This window comes from Acinetobacter rongchengensis (assembly GCF_003611475.1).
Lineage (GTDB): Bacteria > Pseudomonadota > Gammaproteobacteria > Pseudomonadales > Moraxellaceae > Acinetobacter > Acinetobacter rongchengensis.
The window spans coordinates 1-17360 of sequence record NZ_RAXT01000063.1; the positions used below are offsets into that span (position 1 = coordinate 1).

At 36.4% G+C, this 17360-nt stretch carries 17 protein-coding genes; 11 read left to right on the forward strand and 6 right to left on the reverse strand.

From position 1 onward, the window contains the following. Nucleotides 1-228 precede the first annotated feature (228 nt). Entirely contained in the window at nucleotides 229-585 is a 357-nt protein-coding gene (locus D7V20_RS16805) for a roadblock/LC7 domain-containing protein (RefSeq protein ID WP_120385187.1), read from the forward strand. 61 nt (nucleotides 586-646) lie between these two features. Here the strand turns inward: D7V20_RS16805 and D7V20_RS16810 are convergent, their stop codons facing one another. After that, complete coding sequence (locus D7V20_RS16810) at nucleotides 647-841, reverse strand: CopG family transcriptional regulator (protein WP_120385188.1); 195 nt, start codon at nucleotides 839-841, stop codon at nucleotides 647-649. A gap of 254 nt (nucleotides 842-1095) precedes the next feature. Here D7V20_RS16810 and dtd point away from each other — a divergent pair, with 254 nt between their 5' ends. Next, nucleotides 1096-1536 (forward strand): D-aminoacyl-tRNA deacylase, encoded by a 441-nt coding sequence (dtd, locus tag D7V20_RS16815; RefSeq protein ID WP_120385189.1) that lies wholly within the window; start codon nucleotides 1096-1098, stop codon nucleotides 1534-1536. Between the two features lie 310 nt (nucleotides 1537-1846). Here dtd and D7V20_RS16820 read toward each other — a convergent pair whose 3' ends face one another. The 3 genes from D7V20_RS16820 to serB form a co-directional block, all read right to left on the reverse strand. After that, nucleotides 1847-2332 (reverse strand): SCP2 sterol-binding domain-containing protein, encoded by a 486-nt coding sequence (locus D7V20_RS16820; RefSeq protein ID WP_120385200.1) that lies wholly within the window; start codon nucleotides 2330-2332, stop codon nucleotides 1847-1849. Nucleotides 2333-2529: 197 nt separating this feature from the next. Further along, entirely contained in the window at nucleotides 2530-2844 is a 315-nt protein-coding gene (gene aciT / locus D7V20_RS16825) for a ciprofloxacin tolerance protein AciT (RefSeq protein WP_120385190.1), read from the reverse strand. A 422-nt stretch (nucleotides 2845-3266) separates the two neighbouring features. Further along, nucleotides 3267-4487 (reverse strand): phosphoserine phosphatase SerB, encoded by a 1221-nt coding sequence (serB, locus tag D7V20_RS16830; RefSeq protein WP_120385191.1) that lies wholly within the window; start codon nucleotides 4485-4487, stop codon nucleotides 3267-3269. 98 nt (nucleotides 4488-4585) lie between these two features. Here serB and D7V20_RS16835 point away from each other — a divergent pair, with 98 nt between their 5' ends. The 8 genes from D7V20_RS16835 to glmS all read left to right on the forward strand — a co-directional run bounded on the left by D7V20_RS16835 (nucleotide 4586) and on the right by glmS (nucleotide 12887). Then, nucleotides 4586-5866: a hypothetical protein gene (locus tag D7V20_RS16835; protein WP_120385192.1), complete on the forward strand. Its 1281-nt coding sequence runs from the start codon at nucleotides 4586-4588 to the stop codon at nucleotides 5864-5866. A 298-nt stretch (nucleotides 5867-6164) separates the two neighbouring features. After that, nucleotides 6165-7274, forward strand: coding sequence for a bifunctional 3,4-dihydroxy-2-butanone-4-phosphate synthase/GTP cyclohydrolase II (ribBA, locus tag D7V20_RS16840; RefSeq protein WP_120385193.1), 1110 nt, complete (start codon nucleotides 6165-6167; stop codon nucleotides 7272-7274). Between the two features lie 25 nt (nucleotides 7275-7299). Then, entirely contained in the window at nucleotides 7300-7770 is a 471-nt protein-coding gene (gene ribH, locus D7V20_RS16845) for a 6,7-dimethyl-8-ribityllumazine synthase (protein ID WP_010112227.1), read from the forward strand. Nucleotides 7771-7773: 3 nt separating this feature from the next. After that, the gene (nusB, locus tag D7V20_RS16850; protein WP_120385194.1) at nucleotides 7774-8223 is read left to right on the forward strand and encodes a transcription antitermination factor NusB; all 450 of its coding nucleotides are present in this window, start codon (nucleotides 7774-7776) and stop codon (nucleotides 8221-8223) included. An 11-nt stretch (nucleotides 8224-8234) separates the two neighbouring features. After that, entirely contained in the window at nucleotides 8235-9152 is a 918-nt protein-coding gene (thiL, locus tag D7V20_RS16855) for a thiamine-phosphate kinase (protein ID WP_120385195.1), read from the forward strand. Between the two features lie 22 nt (nucleotides 9153-9174). Continuing rightward, nucleotides 9175-9651: a phosphatidylglycerophosphatase A family protein gene (locus D7V20_RS16860; protein WP_171407850.1), complete on the forward strand. Its 477-nt coding sequence runs from the start codon at nucleotides 9175-9177 to the stop codon at nucleotides 9649-9651. A gap of 20 nt (nucleotides 9652-9671) precedes the next feature. Beyond that, entirely contained in the window at nucleotides 9672-11036 is a 1365-nt protein-coding gene (gene glmU, locus D7V20_RS16865; protein ID WP_120385197.1) for a bifunctional UDP-N-acetylglucosamine diphosphorylase/glucosamine-1-phosphate N-acetyltransferase GlmU, read from the forward strand. Nucleotides 11037-11048: 12 nt separating this feature from the next. Next, entirely contained in the window at nucleotides 11049-12887 is a 1839-nt protein-coding gene (glmS, locus tag D7V20_RS16870; protein WP_120385198.1) for a glutamine--fructose-6-phosphate transaminase (isomerizing), read from the forward strand. Nucleotides 12888-13145: 258 nt separating this feature from the next. On the opposite strand, the gene D7V20_RS16875 is transcribed toward glmS, so the two are convergent. Next, nucleotides 13146-16250 carry an SIR2 family protein gene (locus D7V20_RS16875; protein ID WP_005328427.1) on the reverse strand — a complete coding sequence of 1035 codons (3105 nt, stop codon included), beginning with the start codon at nucleotides 16248-16250 and terminating at the stop codon, nucleotides 13146-13148. A gap of 190 nt (nucleotides 16251-16440) precedes the next feature. Here D7V20_RS16875 and D7V20_RS16880 point away from each other — a divergent pair, with 190 nt between their 5' ends. Beyond that, nucleotides 16441-17034: a recombinase family protein gene (locus tag D7V20_RS16880; RefSeq protein WP_005328425.1), complete on the forward strand. Its 594-nt coding sequence runs from the start codon at nucleotides 16441-16443 to the stop codon at nucleotides 17032-17034. On the opposite strand, the gene gmtX is transcribed toward D7V20_RS16880, so the two are convergent. Further along, on the reverse strand, nucleotides 17035-17360 hold a 326-nt coding region (gmtX, locus tag D7V20_RS16885), incomplete at its 5' end, for a gamma-mobile-trio protein GmtX (RefSeq protein ID WP_268877901.1).

A 17360-nucleotide genomic window follows, 5' to 3' on the forward strand; every position in this document is an offset into this window, starting at 1 on the left:
CAAAAAAATAATGATTTCAATTGCGGAAGGTCAATATATCACTATCGCTGTATGCGTAAATTGTTACCATAATATTATAATAAAATTCATTTTTAATAACTTAATATTAACATTTATTTGAAATTATATTTGTTTTAAATTACTATCAAATTTCAAATAAAAAGTAATATTATTCACTTTAAAATTAATAATATTACCCAATAATTCATGTTGATATGGAGAATAACAATGGCCAAATTAGACTTAAATCCCTTAACTGAAATTGATGGATTAATTGCTGCTGCACTGGTTGATAGCACAAGTGGCTTATCTTTATCTGCGGTTGGTTCTGGATTAGATTTAGAACTTGCAGCTGCAGGGAATACAGAAGTGATTCGCGCAAAACGAAAAGTAGCGAATGCTTTAAATTTAAAAGATAATATTGAAGATGTACTGATTACTCTAGGCAAGCAGTACCATGTATTACGTCCATTAGACCGTAATAATGAATTATTTTTGTATCTTGTATTGGACCGTCAAAAATCAAATCTTGCAATGGCTCGCCATGAGTTAAAAATCTTTGAAAAAGAATTAGATTTCTCATAATTTTTTATGACGGGACAGAACCAAAAAAAAGCCATCTTTCACAGATGGCTTTTTTTCAACATCATTTTTCCGATGAATTCTGCACATTACTTTTCAATTTCGTTGCATAATCTACACCATGTGTATTTAAATACTCACGGATAAGCTGTCGAACGACTTGAGAAGGTTTTAAATCTTGCTGATTACATAACGCTTCAAAAGCTTCTTTTTTTATGGGATCAATCAAAATTGTCAATCTTGCAGTTTTATTTTCCATAACCTGTTCTATCGTATTATTAACATAAAATGATAATATAATTATCATTATATTATTACAAGATAAGATTGAAACCCATCTCTGTTTTTCTGAAATTTAATACCGATTTATCATAACGTAATCTGAAAAATAAAACCATATTCTTTTTAAGGCTTTAATCATCACTTATTTGCTTTCTTTCTCAGCATTAAATATGAAATCTACAATCCAAGTTTGGTAAACTGGTTTGATTTGTTTTTATATTAGTCTTTTCTATGCGCGCATTATTACAAAGGGTTCTTGAAGCCAAAGTCGTTGTCGATGGTAAAACAACAGGAGAAATCCAACACGGAATTTTAGTTTTTTTAGGGCTTGGCAAAGAAGATGATTTAGAAAAAGGCAAAAAACTGATTGATAAGATTTTAAAATATCGATTCTTTGATGATGCTGATGGCAAAATGGGTTGGAATGTTAGTCAAGCTGCTGGTGGAATTTTATTGGTTTCACAGTTCACTTTGATGGCACAAACTCAAAAAGGTTTACGCCCAGATTTTGGCCCTGCAATGCCACCTGCAGAAGCTAAAGCGCTCTACGAGCAATTGGTTGAATATGCCAAGTCACAATTTGAAAATGTACAAACAGGTATTTTTGCCGCAGATATGAAAGTTCATTTGGTCAATGATGGACCTGTAACGTTTAATTTAGAAATTGAATAATGTATTGAACATTTTTCTAGTTTTTAAGCAATAAAAAAGCCCATGATGTAATGCCAGTCAGTTAAGAGTAATTTAGCAGTTACTCATCTAGGAATCTCCCCTAGCCCTGAGCCATATATGGCGTAAGAAAAAAAGAGGGGAAAACTATTGAGAATTTAAAATAATTTTAGATTCCTTGCGCAGCAGTGCTACTCATCCCTCCTTTGAAAAAGGTGAGGAGCATGCTCCGCAAGGGGAAGGATTTAAAAAGGCTTAACTGATCAGTATTACCCAAGGGCTTTTTTACATTTTCAATGACACTAGCAAATCATTAAAATGATTTGCCTGTCTTTTCTTTCAAGAATTGGCGTGCCAATTTAATTTTGTCTTTTACTGGTTTCGGTACTTTAGGTGGAATCAGTTTGGCAACTTGGTTAAACCAAACCAATAAACTAAAATCCCCTTCCATTTTTATGCTGCCATTTTGCATGCCTGTCATAAACGCAGTTGGATCGCCTTTCATTAAGGTTTTGACACCTTGTTCGCTATCGGCAAACTGTAAAACAAAATCAGCTTTATCCTCAGCACCAGAAACCGTATCAATTTGACCATTGTTTACGATAATTTGGCGAGCTACACCTAAATCTGTACCAATCTGAATCCTGAACTGACGATCATGTGTCAATTCAATAAATTTTGGACTCGTACGTGCCAGTTGCTTCATACGAAGTGCTAAACCTAATACAAGAAGATCCAATGGATCTGTGCTTGCATCTACGATTGGTAACTTCACAACTGGAATTGAAGAAAGTTTCATGACATTTAAGCCTGTTGTTTTTAAATTAGATTTGAATTTGCTCATCGTAGCATAACTTGTCATTTCTAAGACACGGCTTTCAGAACAAAGTATAAGGTCAAAAAAAGGTATATCATTTCGATATACCTTTGAATGTCTAAATTGAGTTTTTTCGTGTAATTTAAAGTCAGTGTCCTTATTAAAAAAATAACTTTGAATTACTCATCTTCATACACGGGTGTATGTTCAATGTATTGGCGGTTAGCAAGTGCTTTTTGGGCACGACTGTCTTCACGTAATAGCAATGCAATCAAAGCAGACATCGCCAGCATAATGGCTGTTAAGTAGCTATATGCCATCGAAATTTCAAAAATGTTCTGTACGCTATAGCGAATAGATTCTAGCGCTCCCCAAAAGATCATGCCCGCAAACATGAAACCTAACCAATGACGGTAAGGGGAAAAGAAAACAGTAGCCAACGCTGCAGCAATCAGACCAAATCCAATGAGTGTTGCCAATGTCGCTGATACCATAAAAACCTCCGTCAAAATGATGTCTCTATACCGTCTAAATGGTGTTTCACAACACAACAAGCTTTATAATTTTTCTTAAATAATCTTATAAAAGCTTATGCATTGCATTATGTATGGTTTTTATAAGAAGAAAAGAGCTGTTTTTAAGCTACACGACACACTTTGTCGCAACATTCATTTGTCATTACATTTTTTAAAAATAGGCTTTTGCTCAGAATCTAATTACCATCACTCTTGCAGTGTCATTACAAAAAAATACACACGATCTTCGATCCGAAAAAACTTTTTTTAATTCGATGGTCCATATTTTTATCGGGCTGTTTTCTTTAGCTTTTATGCTACAACACCTATTCTTTTTTAAAATAAAAATAGCGGCATGAAAGCCGCTATTTTGTCATGATATTGCAATCAACTGATTACTTTTACGCTCTATTCAAGTCTTTATCATGCACACCGAGTAAGTACAACACACCGTCCAAACCAACGCTTGAAATCGCCTGATTAGCATTCTGACGGACTAAAGGTTTAGCACGGAATGCGACGCCCAGACCAGCAATTGAAAGCATCGGTAAGTCATTTGCACCATCGCCCACTGCAATGGCTTGTTCAAGAGAAATACCCATTTTTTCAGCCAGTTCAGTCAGTAATAATGCTTTACGTGCGCCATCAACAATATGCCCTTTGACCACACCTGTAACCACACCATCTTCAACATCAAGGACATTGGCGTGTACTTCATCAATCCCCAATTTTTTTTGCAAATATTCTGCAAAATATTGGAAACCACCTGAAAGAATCGCGGTTTTATAGCCGAGTGACTTCAATGTTAATATTAAACGTTCTGCACCTTCAGTTACGGTCAAACGTTCCGCAATCTTAGGCAATACTGAGGCATCTAAACCTTTTAACAATGCTACACGAGCACGGAAACTTTCTTGAAAGTCCAACTCGCCTTGCATTGCTCGCTCAGTAATTTCAGCAACTTTATCCCCAACACCCGCTTCAATGGCCAACTCATCAATGACTTCTTGCTCAATCAAGGTTGAATCCATATCGAAACAAACCAAACGGCGATTACGACGGTAAGCATTGTCTTCTTGTACAGCAACATCAATGCTCGATTCTGCCGACAGTCTTAAACAGGCTGCACGCATCGCTTGTGCATCAAGCATTTGGCCACTTAAACCAAATTGCACACATGAACGTTTAGGACCTTCTTGCACCCCATCTCGCTCAGGGCGACCCGATAATCGAGTCACTGTTTCAATATTAAAGCCTTGACTTGAAACAATATGGGTCACTGCCTGTAAATGTGCTGCTGTCAATTCAGGCGCTAAAGCAGTGACGATATAACGTGTTCTACCACCTTCACTTACCCATTGATCATATTCTGTCGCTGAAATGGGTTTAAAACGAACAGTTAAACCAATATCATGTGCTAAAATAAGGATATCTTTCATGGCTAAAGCTGTTGCTGTTTGATCATTCGATGAAACAACAATACCTAAAGTCAATTGATTATGAATAACGGCCTGCCCAACATCTAATATTTGCAAAGAATGTACGGACAATACTTGCATTAATCGAGTAAACTGGTTGGGTTGGTCAGGACCTAAAAATGATATAAGAATGATTTCTCGCATAAATTGACTCAAGTCAGAGCTACAACTATTGTGAGAATCATAATCGATATTGATGTGGGGCTGTTAATAATCCCTATAATTTTCTTTGGAAGTTTAAGTTGAATGCGCCAAGACAAGGGCTATTTGCTAGCCTACTCATTGTAAGTTTTGCATTTCATACCTTTTTATTGGTAGTTGCAACAACACATCAGTTAAATGAAAATCGTGCAAGTCAAGGTCAACTCATGACCAGCCAATTGGTCACTGACAGTCTTGCTGAGCTTGAGCCAGCCAATACTGTTTCATTGGCACTTCTTGCAAATCGTTATGCGACCAATCCCAGTGTGGCGTCTATACGTATTTTAGATGCACAAAAACAAGTCTTGGCAACCAGTGGTATGGCGAAAACCCGCCAAGGTGAAGTCTTTGTTCGTGATGCATTACAAAATGAAAAGAAAGTTGGAACCATTGAAATCACATTAATTAAGCCAAGTATTGGTGAAATTTTGCGAACGCAGTGGCTTGCGATTTTAGTATCATTATTGATTCATGCATTTTTATGGTTGGCTTATCGTGCTATTGCTCGTCCAACACGCAGTGAGTATTTAGCTCGTATCAATAACGAAGCACGTTTAAAGCATGAAATTCAACAGCTTACTGAAGCACTTGAAGCTGAAAAGGCCAATCGTAGTATTGCCATAGCTCAAGCGCAGCAAAACCCAATCAAAGTCAAAGCTGAACCTAAACCGACGATTGCCCCACTTGAAAATAATCAAGACGTATTGGCACTGAATATTCAGTATTATGATCCAAAACAATTGATGAACACGGTCAATCAATCTGTTTCAGTTCCCTATTTTAAACTTTGCCAAATTTTCCTGAATAAAAGTATTGAACTCAGCGCACAACATTTCAAATTAAGCGCTAAAGATTTCACCATTCATCAAGAATTTGGTCAAAACGGTGCATTAATCAGTATCGATGCTGAAAAACCCGATGCCGCTCAATGTATTTTGATGATTGGCTCGGTTTTTCAATTGCTTTCTGAAGTCTTGTATAAACGTTACCGTGAAGATAAACGCTTTGTTTTACAAACACGTTGTGCTGTAACAAATGCAGTTGAAGCAATGCAACTCGATGCCTTACAAGCAGCTGAACGTTTAACGAATCATTTAATTGCGAAAGAAATGGCGCTGTATCTCAGCAATGACCAGCTCAAACATATTGATGATTGTTATCAACTGGTTGCATTACCAAATCCAAGTAATGTTCTCACCCGTCATTCATTTATGATCAATGGTATGAGCAATGATTGCGCCGAACTGGCTCAAAATATTCGTACCGAAATCCTCAAAGCAAAGAAAAATCCTGTCATTTCTGATTCTGTATCAGAGATTTAAATCAGATTCTAAGAAATTAAAGCCCTTATTTTCCACATGGATGTAAGGGCTTATTTTTATTTATATACTTTTCACATAAAACCAACCAAAACTTTCCCAAAGGAATGAACGTTTAATCTTTAGGCGAAAGATGCTCAAATCAAATTTTTTCCTCTTTTCATGGTGCTAACAGCTTGTGTATAACGATGTAGCGTAATGAAATATGATAAGCATAGGCAAAATACGTAAAAACACGTTAAACTATGTCTCGATGAATTAAATGAAAATGTCACACGACAGAACAAAAAGGTGAAGCTTGATGCCGCTTAATACAGTTGAAGAGCTTGTAGCAGATATCCGTGCAGGAAAAATGGTTATCCTAATGGATGATGAAGATCGTGAAAATGAAGGCGATTTAGTCATTGCTGCAACTCATGTACGCCCTGAAGACATCAACTTCATGATCACACACGCGCGTGGTCTTGTCTGTCTAACCCTCAGCCGTGACCGTTGCCAACAACTCAATTTGCCTTTGATGGTCGATGCGAATGGTGCACAACACGCGACTAATTTCACGCTTTCAATTGAAGCGGCGAATGGTATTACGACAGGTATTTCAGCCGCTGAACGTGCGCATACCATCCAAACTGCTGTTGCAGCACATGCTAAGCCTACCGATATTGTTCAGCCCGGACATATTTTCCCGCTCATGGCTCAACCAGGTGGAGTTTTGCACCGTGCAGGTCATACCGAAGCAGGTTGTGACTTATCTCGTTTAGCAGGTTTAGAACCAGCGTCTGTGATTTGTGAAATTATCAATGATGATGGCACCATGGCGCGTCGTCCTGACCTAGAAGTTTTTGCTGAAAAGCATGGCTTGAAAATGGGTACTATTGCAGACCTCATTCACTACCGAATGACCAATGAACAAACCATCGAACGTTTAGATCAACAAAGCATTGATACTGAATATGGTACTTTTGAACTCTATCGCTACCGAGAAATCGGAAATCCAGATATTCATTTAGCTTTTGTTAAAGGTGAACCCAAAGACGGCGTTACCACTGTACGTGTACATGGCTTTAACCCTGTACGTGACTTACTCAAGCTCAATAAACAAGATGGCGGAGCGGCTTGGAATTTAGATAAAGCCTTAAAAACTATTGCCAACAGTGACCGTGGGGTTTTAGTTTGGATTGGACAACGACATTTATCTGACTTAGGTCCTGCTTTAGAGTCATTAGGTAAACCTAAACCAACCAAATCCAATGCAGCATTATCCCAACAATATCAAACGATTGGTGTGGGTGCACAGATTCTCCGTGATTTAGGTGTTGAGAAAATGAAGCTACTCAGCTCACCATTAAGATTTAACGCTTTATCCGGTTTTAATTTAGAAGTAGTAGAATACATCACTGCCGATCAATAATTTTTGTAAAATCATCGAGGTTGCTATGGCGATTCGCCGAATTGAAGGTTTATTACATCTCGCGAGCGAAGGCCGTTACGCGATTTTAGTTGGACGTTTTAACAGTTTTGTTGTTGAACACTTATTAGAAGGTGCAATTGATACATTGCATCGTCATGGTGTAAGCGACGATAATATTACTGTTGTTCATGCACCTGGTGCATGGGAACTACCAGTGGTTGCTAAGAAATTAGCTGCATCAGGTAATTTTGATGCTGTCATCGCACTTGGCGCAGTGATTCGTGGTAGCACACCACATTTCGACTTCGTTGCAGGTGAATGTGCCAAAGGTTTAGGCGTAGTTGGTTTAGATACTGGCTTACCTGTAATTAATGGCGTATTGACGACGGATAGTATTGAGCAAGCAATTGAACGCTCTGGTACAAAAGCAGGTAATAAAGGTGGTGAAGCTGCCCTTACTGCGATTGAAATGGTTAATCTGTTAAAGGCAATTTAAAGCATGTCGCAAACACTCCAAGCTACTTATGCAGCTAAGCGCAAAGCACGTCGTTTTGCTGTACAAGGGATTTATGAATGGCAAATGAGCCACAACCCAGTGCATGAAATTGAAGCACGTACTCGTGCTGAAAATGCCATGCATAAAGTGGATCTCGGCTATTACCATGAGTTGCTCACGCAAGTGATTGCAAATCATGAAGCATTGGATGCTTTACTTGTCCCTGTACTTGATCGTGAGATCGATGCATTGGATGGTGTAGAACTTGCAACATTGCGTTTAGGCGCATACGAACTCAAAGATCATCTTGAAGTTCCTTATCGTGTTGTACTAGATGAAGCGATCGAACTTGCAAAGCATTTCGGTGGCGCGGACAGTCATAAATACATCAATGGTGTATTAGACCGTTTAGCATCTAAGCTTCGTGAAGCAGAAAAACAACAAGCGAAATAAGTTGTTTGATCATGGCTGAGTTTTCAATTATTGATACCTATTTCAATCGTCAACAACAAACAGATGTTGATTTAGGTGTTGGAGATGACTCAGCCCTGCTCACCCCGCCTCCGCAGCATCAATTGGTGATTTGTGCAGATACGCTTGTTGCAGGACGACATTTCCCTTCCAATACTTCAGCGCATGCGATTGGCTGGAAATCCGTGGCTGTGAATCTCTCTGATATTGCTGCAATGGGTGCTACACCTCACAGCATTCTTTTGGCATTGAGCCTACCCCAAATTGATCATGACTGGTTAAAAGGTTTTAGCCAAGGTTTATATGACTGTTGCGATCAATTCGGGGTACGTTTAATTGGTGGTGATACCACACAAAGTCCACATTTAACCCTCAGCGTCACTGCATTGGGTTGGATTGAAACGGGTCAAGCGATTGCTCGATCAGGTGCTCAACTGGATGATCTAATCGTTGTCAGTGGCACTGTCGGTGATGCTGCTTTTGGACTAAAACATCTAGGACATCCATTACAACAACGCTTAGACTATCCAACACCTCGCTGTGAACTAGGTGAGATGCTTAAAGGTCTGGCTTCAAGTATGATTGATGTTTCAGATGGTTTGGCTCAAGATCTGGGGCATATTCTAAAAGCATCCAATGTTGGAGCATGTATAGATCTTGCATTACTGCCTATAGATAATGCCCTCAAAGCGCTGTCTGAACAAGAACAATGGAAATATGCACTGGCTGGTGGTGATGATTATGAGTTATGCTTTACAATAAGTATGCAAAATTACCAAAAACTTTTGCAATTACAACCTCATGTAAAAACTACAATCATTGGGAAAATTACGCAACAATGCGGAATAACATTTGAAAAAGATGGCTTAGATCATCCACTTCAACTTCAAGGGTATCAACACTTTGCATAAACCTCCTATAGTCTTTAAAAATATGACGTGGTCTGAACGCTTTATTGTGTTCTGCGGCGTTGGATTTGGCTCGGGTTTAGCACCCAAAGCACCAGGTACTTTTGGTTCTGCATTTGCACTTCTTTTCATCCCGATTTGGCTTGCAATCGGTTTTTATGGCTCCATATTCGCTATTTTAATCATGTCATTGGTTGGCATTTGGATCTGCGGCAAAACTGCAGACATTATTCATGTCCATGATGATGGTCGAATTGTTTGGGATGAATTTGCAGGGCAATCTATTACCTTCTTACCTTTGATCTATTTCGGTCAGATGAACTGGATATGGGTACTGGTTGGATTTGCATTATTCCGTTTATTTGATGTGTGGAAACCTTGGCCTATTCGTATCATCGATCAAAAAGTCGATGGTGGTTTTGGCATCATGTTTGACGATATTATTGCTGGATTTTGGGCAGCAATTTGTATATTAATTTACTTATATTTTAAAATGGCTTAAGCCAAACTGTAGGGTGTGTTATGTCAACGACTGTGATCATTCTTGCTGCTGGTAAAGGAACACGTATGCGTTCTCGTTTACCCAAGGTTCTTCAACCTTTAGCAGGACGTCCACTGCTTGGTCATGTGATTGAAACAGCAAAACAATTACAAGCTGAAAATATTATTACCATCTTTGGTCATGGTGGCGATTTAGTTCAAAAAGCTTTTGCAACTGAAAATGTAAAATGGGTAGAACAAACTGAGCAATTGGGTACAGGTCATGCCGTAAAAGTCACGCTACCTGTCTTACCTCAACAAGGAATGTCACTCATCCTTTCAGGTGATGTGCCATGCGTTCAACAAAGCACCTTACAACGCCTAGTCGATGCATCGACTGCAACAGGGATTGGCTTGGTTACGCTAACCCTTGCAGACTCAACAGGTTATGGTCGTATTGTCCGCAAAGACGGTAAAATCCAAGCTATTGTTGAACATAAAGATGCCTCTGAAGAACAACGTCAAATTAAAGAAATCAACACCGGTATTTACTGCGTGAGCAATGCTAAATTGCATGAATGGCTACCAAAACTTAGCAATGACAATGCTCAAGGTGAATATTACCTGACGGATATCGTCGCTATGGCACTTGCAGATGGCATGCAAATCGCCTCAATTCAGCCTGAATTGGCCTTCGAAGTTGAAGGAGTGAATGACCGTGTTCAACTTGCTGCTTTAGAACGTGAATTTCAGAATTACCAAGCTAAACAATTGATGCAACAAGGCGTTCACCTGATTGACCCTTCACGTTTTGATTTACGTGGCCAACTTACTGTTGGGCAAGATGTCCGTATTGACATCAATGTAATTATTGAAGGTGCATGTCATTTTGGTGACAATGTTGAAATTGGTGCAGGTTGTATCATTAGAAATACAACAATTGCAGCAGGTACAAAAGTACAACCTTATAGTATTTTTGACAACGCGATTGTAGGTGAAAATGTACAAATCGGTCCATTTGCTCGCTTACGTCCAGGTGCACAATTGGCCAATGAAGTACATATTGGCAACTTTGTTGAAGTCAAAAATACACATATCGGTTTTGCTTCAAAAGCCAATCATTTTAGCTACTTAGGTGATGCTGAGATTGGTGCTGAATCAAATATTGGCGCAGGTACAATTACTTGCAACTATGATGGTGCCAATAAACACAAAACCATTATTGGTGATCAAGCTTTTATCGGTACCAATAACTCATTGGTTGCTCCTGTCAAAATTGGTAACGGCGCAACGACTGGTGCAGGTTCTGTGATTACCCATGATGTTGCTGACAATAGTCTAGCATTTGAACGTGCTAAACAAATTTCTAAAGAAAATTATCAACGTCCCCAAAAGGTCACGAAATAAGAGGATATAAATATGTGCGGTATTGTTGGTGGCGTTGCTGAACGTAGCATTACAAATATTTTAATTGAAGGTTTAAAGCGTCTTGAGTATCGCGGTTATGACTCAGCAGGCGTAGCATTGGTGGATCAAGGCCAAATTTTGCGTGAGCGCCGTGTTGGTAAAGTCGCAAATCTTGCACAAGCAGTTTCAGAGTCCAATATTTTGGGTTCATTAGGGATTGCCCATACCCGTTGGGCAACGCATGGTAAACCGTCTGAAGATAATGCTCATCCGCATATATCCGGCCACGTTGCAGTAGTTCACAATGGTATCATTGAGAATTATCAAGAACTTAAAGATGATTTGGAAGCTTTAGGTTACGTCTTTACCTCTCAAACAGATACCGAAGTTGTTGCTCATCTGGTACATGAAGCACTCAAAACAACACCTGATTTATTAAAAGCTGTTGAACAAGTCGTTCCTCAACTCAAAGGTGCTTACGCTTTAGGTATTGTGCATACTGATCATCCAAATGAATTGATTGCTGTTCGTGAAGGCTCTCCATTAGTGATTGGTGTGGGGATTGGTGAAAACTTTATCAGCTCAGACCAATTGGCTTTATTACCAGTAACGAATCGTTTTATTTACCTTGAAGAAGGTGAAATTGCACGTTTAACCCGTGATAGCATTGAAGTTTTTGCAAATGGTCAACGGGTCGAGCACCCAGTCAAAGAGTTGGATGCTACGATTAGTAATGCTTCTAAAGGCGAATATAAGCATTACATGCTCAAAGAAATTTATGAGCAACCAGAAGCCATTCAACAAACCATTTCACAAGCGTTGAATGGAAATGCATTACGTGATGATTTCTTGAAAAATGCTGAAATTGACTTTAAAAATGTAAAACAAGTTCAAATCCTTGCTTGTGGTACCAGTTACCATGCAGGAATGATTGCAAAATATTGGTTAGAACAGCTAATCGATCTACCATGCCAAGTTGAAATTGCCAGCGAATTCCGTTATCGCTCACCAGTGATTGTTGCAGATACATTATATGTATGTATTTCGCAATCGGGAGAAACAGCGGATACTTTGGCAGCACTGCGTGATACACAAAAACGTGCTGAAGCCAAAAGCATTAATATTAGTACACTGACCATTTGTAATGTTGCAACATCATCCATGGTTCGTGAAACGAATCATCATCTTTTGACCCTTGCTGGGCCTGAAATTGGTGTCGCGTCAACCAAAGCCTTTACAACACAGCTTGCGGCCTTGATGTTATTGACCCTGAAATTAGGTCAAGTCAAACAAAGTATTTCTGCTGAATGGATCACTGAAATCATATCTGCTTTATGGCATATTCCTAAAGTAATATTAGATACATTGCAAAATGATAAAGAAATCTTGCATTTATCTGAATTATTTAAAGAAAAACAGCACTGTTTATTCTTAGGCCGTGGTACAGAATTCCCGATCGCACTCGAAGGCGCATTAAAACTGAAAGAAATTTCATATATTCATGCTGAAGGTTATGCAGCAGGTGAACTGAAACATGGTCCATTAGCACTGGTTGATAATGACATGCCTGTCGTGATTCTTGCGCCTAAAGATGACATGTTGGATAAACTCAAATCCAATATGGAAGAAGTACAAGCACGTGGCGGTGAACTTTTTGTTTTTGCAGATGAAAATAGCGGTATTGTGGATAAAGAACGTCAACATGTTGTGCATGTACCAAGTGTGAATCAATGGTTAGCACCGATTGTTTACAGTGTTCCAGTACAGCTACTTTCTTATCATGTCGCAGTTTTACGTGGTACAGATGTCGATCAGCCACGTAATTTGGCAAAATCCGTAACTGTTGAATAATCAATAGCTTATAGTTAAGTTGGTGTATGAGAGTACTTTATAAGTACTCAGTGAATATATAATCAAAAATAGTAATATTATGAATTTAATAAATTATTTTTTGATTATATATCATCATACATCCAGCATGGTTTAGTTTCTTATTGTAGTAAGCTATTTCGCTCACTACAATTTTCTAACTACCTTTAATTCATAGAATTAATAAAAATTTATGTGGTGTTTCAAAAAATAAGGTGCTCTATAAAAGCACCTTAGAAATCACAATATGATAGCTGTCTTAGCTCTAGGACCTCTAAAGCTAAACCAAATAGAAATTTTTAGAGGGTCACCAGGTCTTAACGCCTCCCAATCCTCTTCATTAGATATGGTAGATTTGTGCACATGAATATTTTCAGCATATTTGGATGTTTTTACAAATCCAAACTGATCGTTAATAGTTACAATTATGGCATCAAAAAACCTTTCATTACCTTCAGAATCTCGAATCATATGTGTAGGCTTATTCTTAATTTTCGGACTTACATTTGATTGGTTTAGATCCGTAAATATTTTTAAAGCTTTTTCTTCACTTTGATATATATATTCAAGACAAGCATGTAAAAACTTAGGTTCATAGTTAGAATCTCTAGGTGAATAACATTTTTTTAAATATTTGATAGCATTTTGAAAATATAAACTTTCATTTTCTTTAATGTAGGAATAAGCCATCAAATAATTAATAGTACGATTATTAACATCATTTCTTAGGAAATTTAACATACATGTTCTAGCTTCTAAAAAATCATTCTTTTTTATATAGAACTTTGCATACCTTTGAACAATATAAATATTATCACTATTTTTTCTTAAAGCCTCTTTGATCTTTTCAATTGCTCTAGGTGAGTTGTCTATTTCATCTGAAAAATCATGTTCAAGAACAGTAAGACTTTCATCATAAGGAAATTTCTTAAATCCAGCAGATAAATTATTTTCAAAATCTTTAATAATATCTACAAGATCATTTTCATTATCACAGTCTTTAATTTCATCAAGTAAAACTAATCCTTTCGTATGATAAGGCATTGATGTTCTGTTGGATGTTCTAATATTGTCATTTAACAATTTCAAACTTAAATTTCTATACTTTATTTTATCCTGTTTAGATGATGAATTAAGTGCAATTTTTCTATAGGCATTTGCTTTCGTATGCTCTACTGTACGCATATCATAATAGCCATCATTACTATTAATACGTTTCAAATAATCTAAAGCTAGCTCATAGTTTGGGTTTTGGTGATTGATCTCAAAAATAGCTCTTTGGTGTAATATAAATGCGTTGTTAACACCAATATCTTGAGCGATATTGAAGATAGAATGAGCTAAGTCTTTATCATTAAATTCTTCAGCTAGTATTCTTCCTTTTAGAATAAAATCTAAGGCTTTCGAATCTGTATCAAAGCCAATATTTAAGTATCTTATTATTTTTATTAATTGTTGAGCTTTATCCATTTCTGAAAGAAAGGCTTGTTTGAAAACATGTTGTGCTATATAGGAATGTCTAGTTGTATATACAATATCATTTACCCTATAACTGTAATAGCTCGTAACTAATAGTTCTAAAGGTTGCAGAAACTTTTCTTTAAATTGTTCAAAATTGATACCACTAAGCCTCTTAATCATTCCCGCTCTTAGCTCAAGACCGTGTCGATGAAAACAGCAAATACTTAAATAAAGATCTTTTGCTGATCTATCATAAATTCCTTCATATTCATCTTTAATAATCTCTGAAAATTCTTGACCATAATGAGTAGCTTCCAACAATGTCACCAAAAGTTGGTTATTACTTTTTTCTTTAATGAATTTATACTTATCTATATCACTTAGTTCTTTTAAACTTCCTTCTGCTTTAAATTCTTTTAATTTGTTTACTAAATTTTTAACTTCAAAATCATTTAAATCTTTTAAGCTGAAAAAGTTTGGATTTAGCTTGTCTAAAATATTTTCACTGTTATTCCATTCATTACTTCTAGCAGCCCCAATAATCATAATCTTTGAGCTATCTTTAATTGAAAAATTCTTAATTTCCAATATTTCTGTCTGATGCTCTAAAATATTATCAATAAATAAGATTATTGGCTCTTTAATTAATTTAATTAGTTCAAATATTAATTTTGTGTTTAAGGTAGCCCCCTCACTAAGATAGAAACAGTTACCATTAAACTTAGAAACCCCATTCCATGCCAATCTCTTTAGTAGAACACTTTTACCACTACCCGCATAACCATTGATTATTAAAAAATTAAATAATTGATTCGATATTTCAAAATTTTCAAATAATTCAACTTCCAAAGTTCTTTCAATAGCTCGTTGGAAGTCTAAATTTTTAGCAACCCAGCTAAATCCATGAGTATTTCCTCTATAGAAAATATCATTATTATAATTATCAGATTCTCTTTTTATTTCATCATTCATTTCAACATATAGAAGTTGTTTTAACAGATATGTTTCTAATTCATTAGATGGTCTATCATTAGATGGAATCAGTTTAGAAATAACGGAATCATTCTTTAAAAAAGTATTTAATGACAATATATTCGAATCTTGTTTGCTCTTTATTTCACTTAAAAAATCATATAAATTATTAACTTTACATAAGAGATTTTTAGACTCCCAATAATCTTTATACATTTCATCCATAAATGGATCTAACCATATGTGGCGAGTACGATTAACCCCTTCTTTTTCTAAATCATCTAAAATACCTACAATATTATTATCACCTAAACCATAACCATAAAAAATGACTAAATCGCTAGTTAAACATTCTTTTAAATACTGATAAAGACTAGATCTATTTTCTTGGTGTCTTCGATAATCACTACAAGATATAACTAAAGGAGTTCTTGCGTCATTAGGTCTAGAAATACATCCATGTATTTTTACAACTGGTAACTTATCAGGATTCACTACTACTTTTTGCAGTGAATCATTGTCACTAATAATTTTTTCTATTTTCTGCAATGCTGACTTATTTTCTCTATAAGCTTTTTCGATTGCTTCATCATAATTAGTTGTAAAAATAGCCTTCCATTTAAACTCAGATAAAAGCTTATGTTCATTTGTTGGATCAAAGTCACAAACTAATTCTTTGATAAAAAGATCAAAATTCTCCCTACCAGCTTTCTGTATAGCCATAGTAGAAGCAAAATCTAATGTCAAATGATTAGGAGTATTACCAAGAAACTCTTCATTTATTTTTTGTAATAACTCATTACCAGTAAAGCCTATTCTCTTTTTTTCATGATCAGTACAATTATAAGAAGCACCTGCACCTAAAAATAATACAGCTTTTCCTTGTAAGACTTGTTTCTCGGTGTAATCCATCATTGCCTCATAAAAATCTATTGTAAGCGCACTTTTAGAAATTATTCTAAGTACTCAACTTTAAAAATTATCGTTTAACTATACGTAAAAGATAACAAAATTAAAGGATAATTTATCTATCATAAAACTATTTATTTGAATTTAATGATAGCATTATCATTGATGTTTGAAATTAGTAGTTAAGTGATAAATGACAACAAGAATTTATGTTCGAGCGAGTACTAAAGATCAGGATGCAGAAAGAGCATTAACTGATTTAAAAAACTTTGCCTTATCCATTAAAGGTGATGTTAATGAGTATGTAGAAAATGAATCGGGCACAAAGCTTGATAGACCAGTTCTAAATCAACTCCTTGATGATTCATCTCATGGCGATACTTTATTGGTTGAAAGTGTAGATCGCCTATCTCGGCTTTCACAAAATGACTTTGAAATATTGAAAGTTCGTATTAAGGAGAAAGGCTTAAAACTAGTAGTTGCTGATTTACCTACTACACATACGCTTGTCAATTCGGCCGATAACATCACTAGCTCAATTCTTAGCCTTGTCAATAATATGCTGATTGATTTATTAGCGACAATGGCTCGTTTAGATAACGACAAGCGTAGAGAGCGAATTAAGCAAGGTTTAGAAAGAAGTGGATATAAGCCTACAGGTAAGAAGGCAGATATAGCCAAACATGTACGAATCAAAGAACTCAATAATAAAGGCTTAACAAAAGAAGAAATAGCCAAAGCAGTTGGCTGCGGTGTTGCTACAGTTTACAGAGTTATCAAACAATGATTAATGATCCGAATCTAGGACTTTTTTGATAGCTGAAACAAAATAGGCTTCAAAAATCTTTCGACCATTTTCATTTAATATAGAACCATTTTTTTGAATTGACCAACCATTGTCTTCAATAATTTGAGGATTTATAGCTTGATGTAAAGCATGTTTTTCGGCTGTAGCTAACGTGAAATTAGGTATGAATTCAATATTAGAAGTGGTGTGATTACCAATATGCATACTGCGATCAATAATAATTTTATCTTTGTTTAATGCTTTAAGTATTCTGTTTTCGCCTCGAAGTTGCTTAACTTCAGCGAGCAGTAAGCCGACTTCAGCTC

Coding starts and splice junctions, on each gene's coding strand:
- D7V20_RS16805 (WP_120385187.1), top strand. CDS start 229: ATGGCCAAATTAGACTTAAATCCCTTAACTGAAATTGATGGATTAATT.
- D7V20_RS16810 (WP_120385188.1), bottom strand. CDS start 841: ATGGAAAATAAAACTGCAAGATTGACAATTTTGATTGATCCCATAAAA.
- dtd (WP_120385189.1), top strand. CDS start 1,096: ATGCGCGCATTATTACAAAGGGTTCTTGAAGCCAAAGTCGTTGTCGAT.
- D7V20_RS16820 (WP_120385200.1), bottom strand. CDS start 2,332: ATGAAACTTTCTTCAATTCCAGTTGTGAAGTTACCAATCGTAGATGCA.
- aciT (WP_120385190.1), bottom strand. CDS start 2,844: ATGGTATCAGCGACATTGGCAACACTCATTGGATTTGGTCTGATTGCT.
- serB (WP_120385191.1), bottom strand. CDS start 4,487: ATGCGAGAAATCATTCTTATATCATTTTTAGGTCCTGACCAACCCAAC.
- ribBA (WP_120385193.1), top strand. CDS start 6,165: ATGCCGCTTAATACAGTTGAAGAGCTTGTAGCAGATATCCGTGCAGGA.
- ribH (WP_010112227.1), top strand. CDS start 7,300: ATGGCGATTCGCCGAATTGAAGGTTTATTACATCTCGCGAGCGAAGGC.
- nusB (WP_120385194.1), top strand. CDS start 7,774: ATGTCGCAAACACTCCAAGCTACTTATGCAGCTAAGCGCAAAGCACGT.
- thiL (WP_120385195.1), top strand. CDS start 8,235: ATGGCTGAGTTTTCAATTATTGATACCTATTTCAATCGTCAACAACAA.
- D7V20_RS16860 (WP_171407850.1), top strand. CDS start 9,175: ATGACGTGGTCTGAACGCTTTATTGTGTTCTGCGGCGTTGGATTTGGC.
- glmU (WP_120385197.1), top strand. CDS start 9,672: ATGTCAACGACTGTGATCATTCTTGCTGCTGGTAAAGGAACACGTATG.
- glmS (WP_120385198.1), top strand. CDS start 11,049: ATGTGCGGTATTGTTGGTGGCGTTGCTGAACGTAGCATTACAAATATT.
- D7V20_RS16875 (WP_005328427.1), bottom strand. CDS start 16,250: ATGGATTACACCGAGAAACAAGTCTTACAAGGAAAAGCTGTATTATTT.
- D7V20_RS16880 (WP_005328425.1), top strand. CDS start 16,441: ATGACAACAAGAATTTATGTTCGAGCGAGTACTAAAGATCAGGATGCA.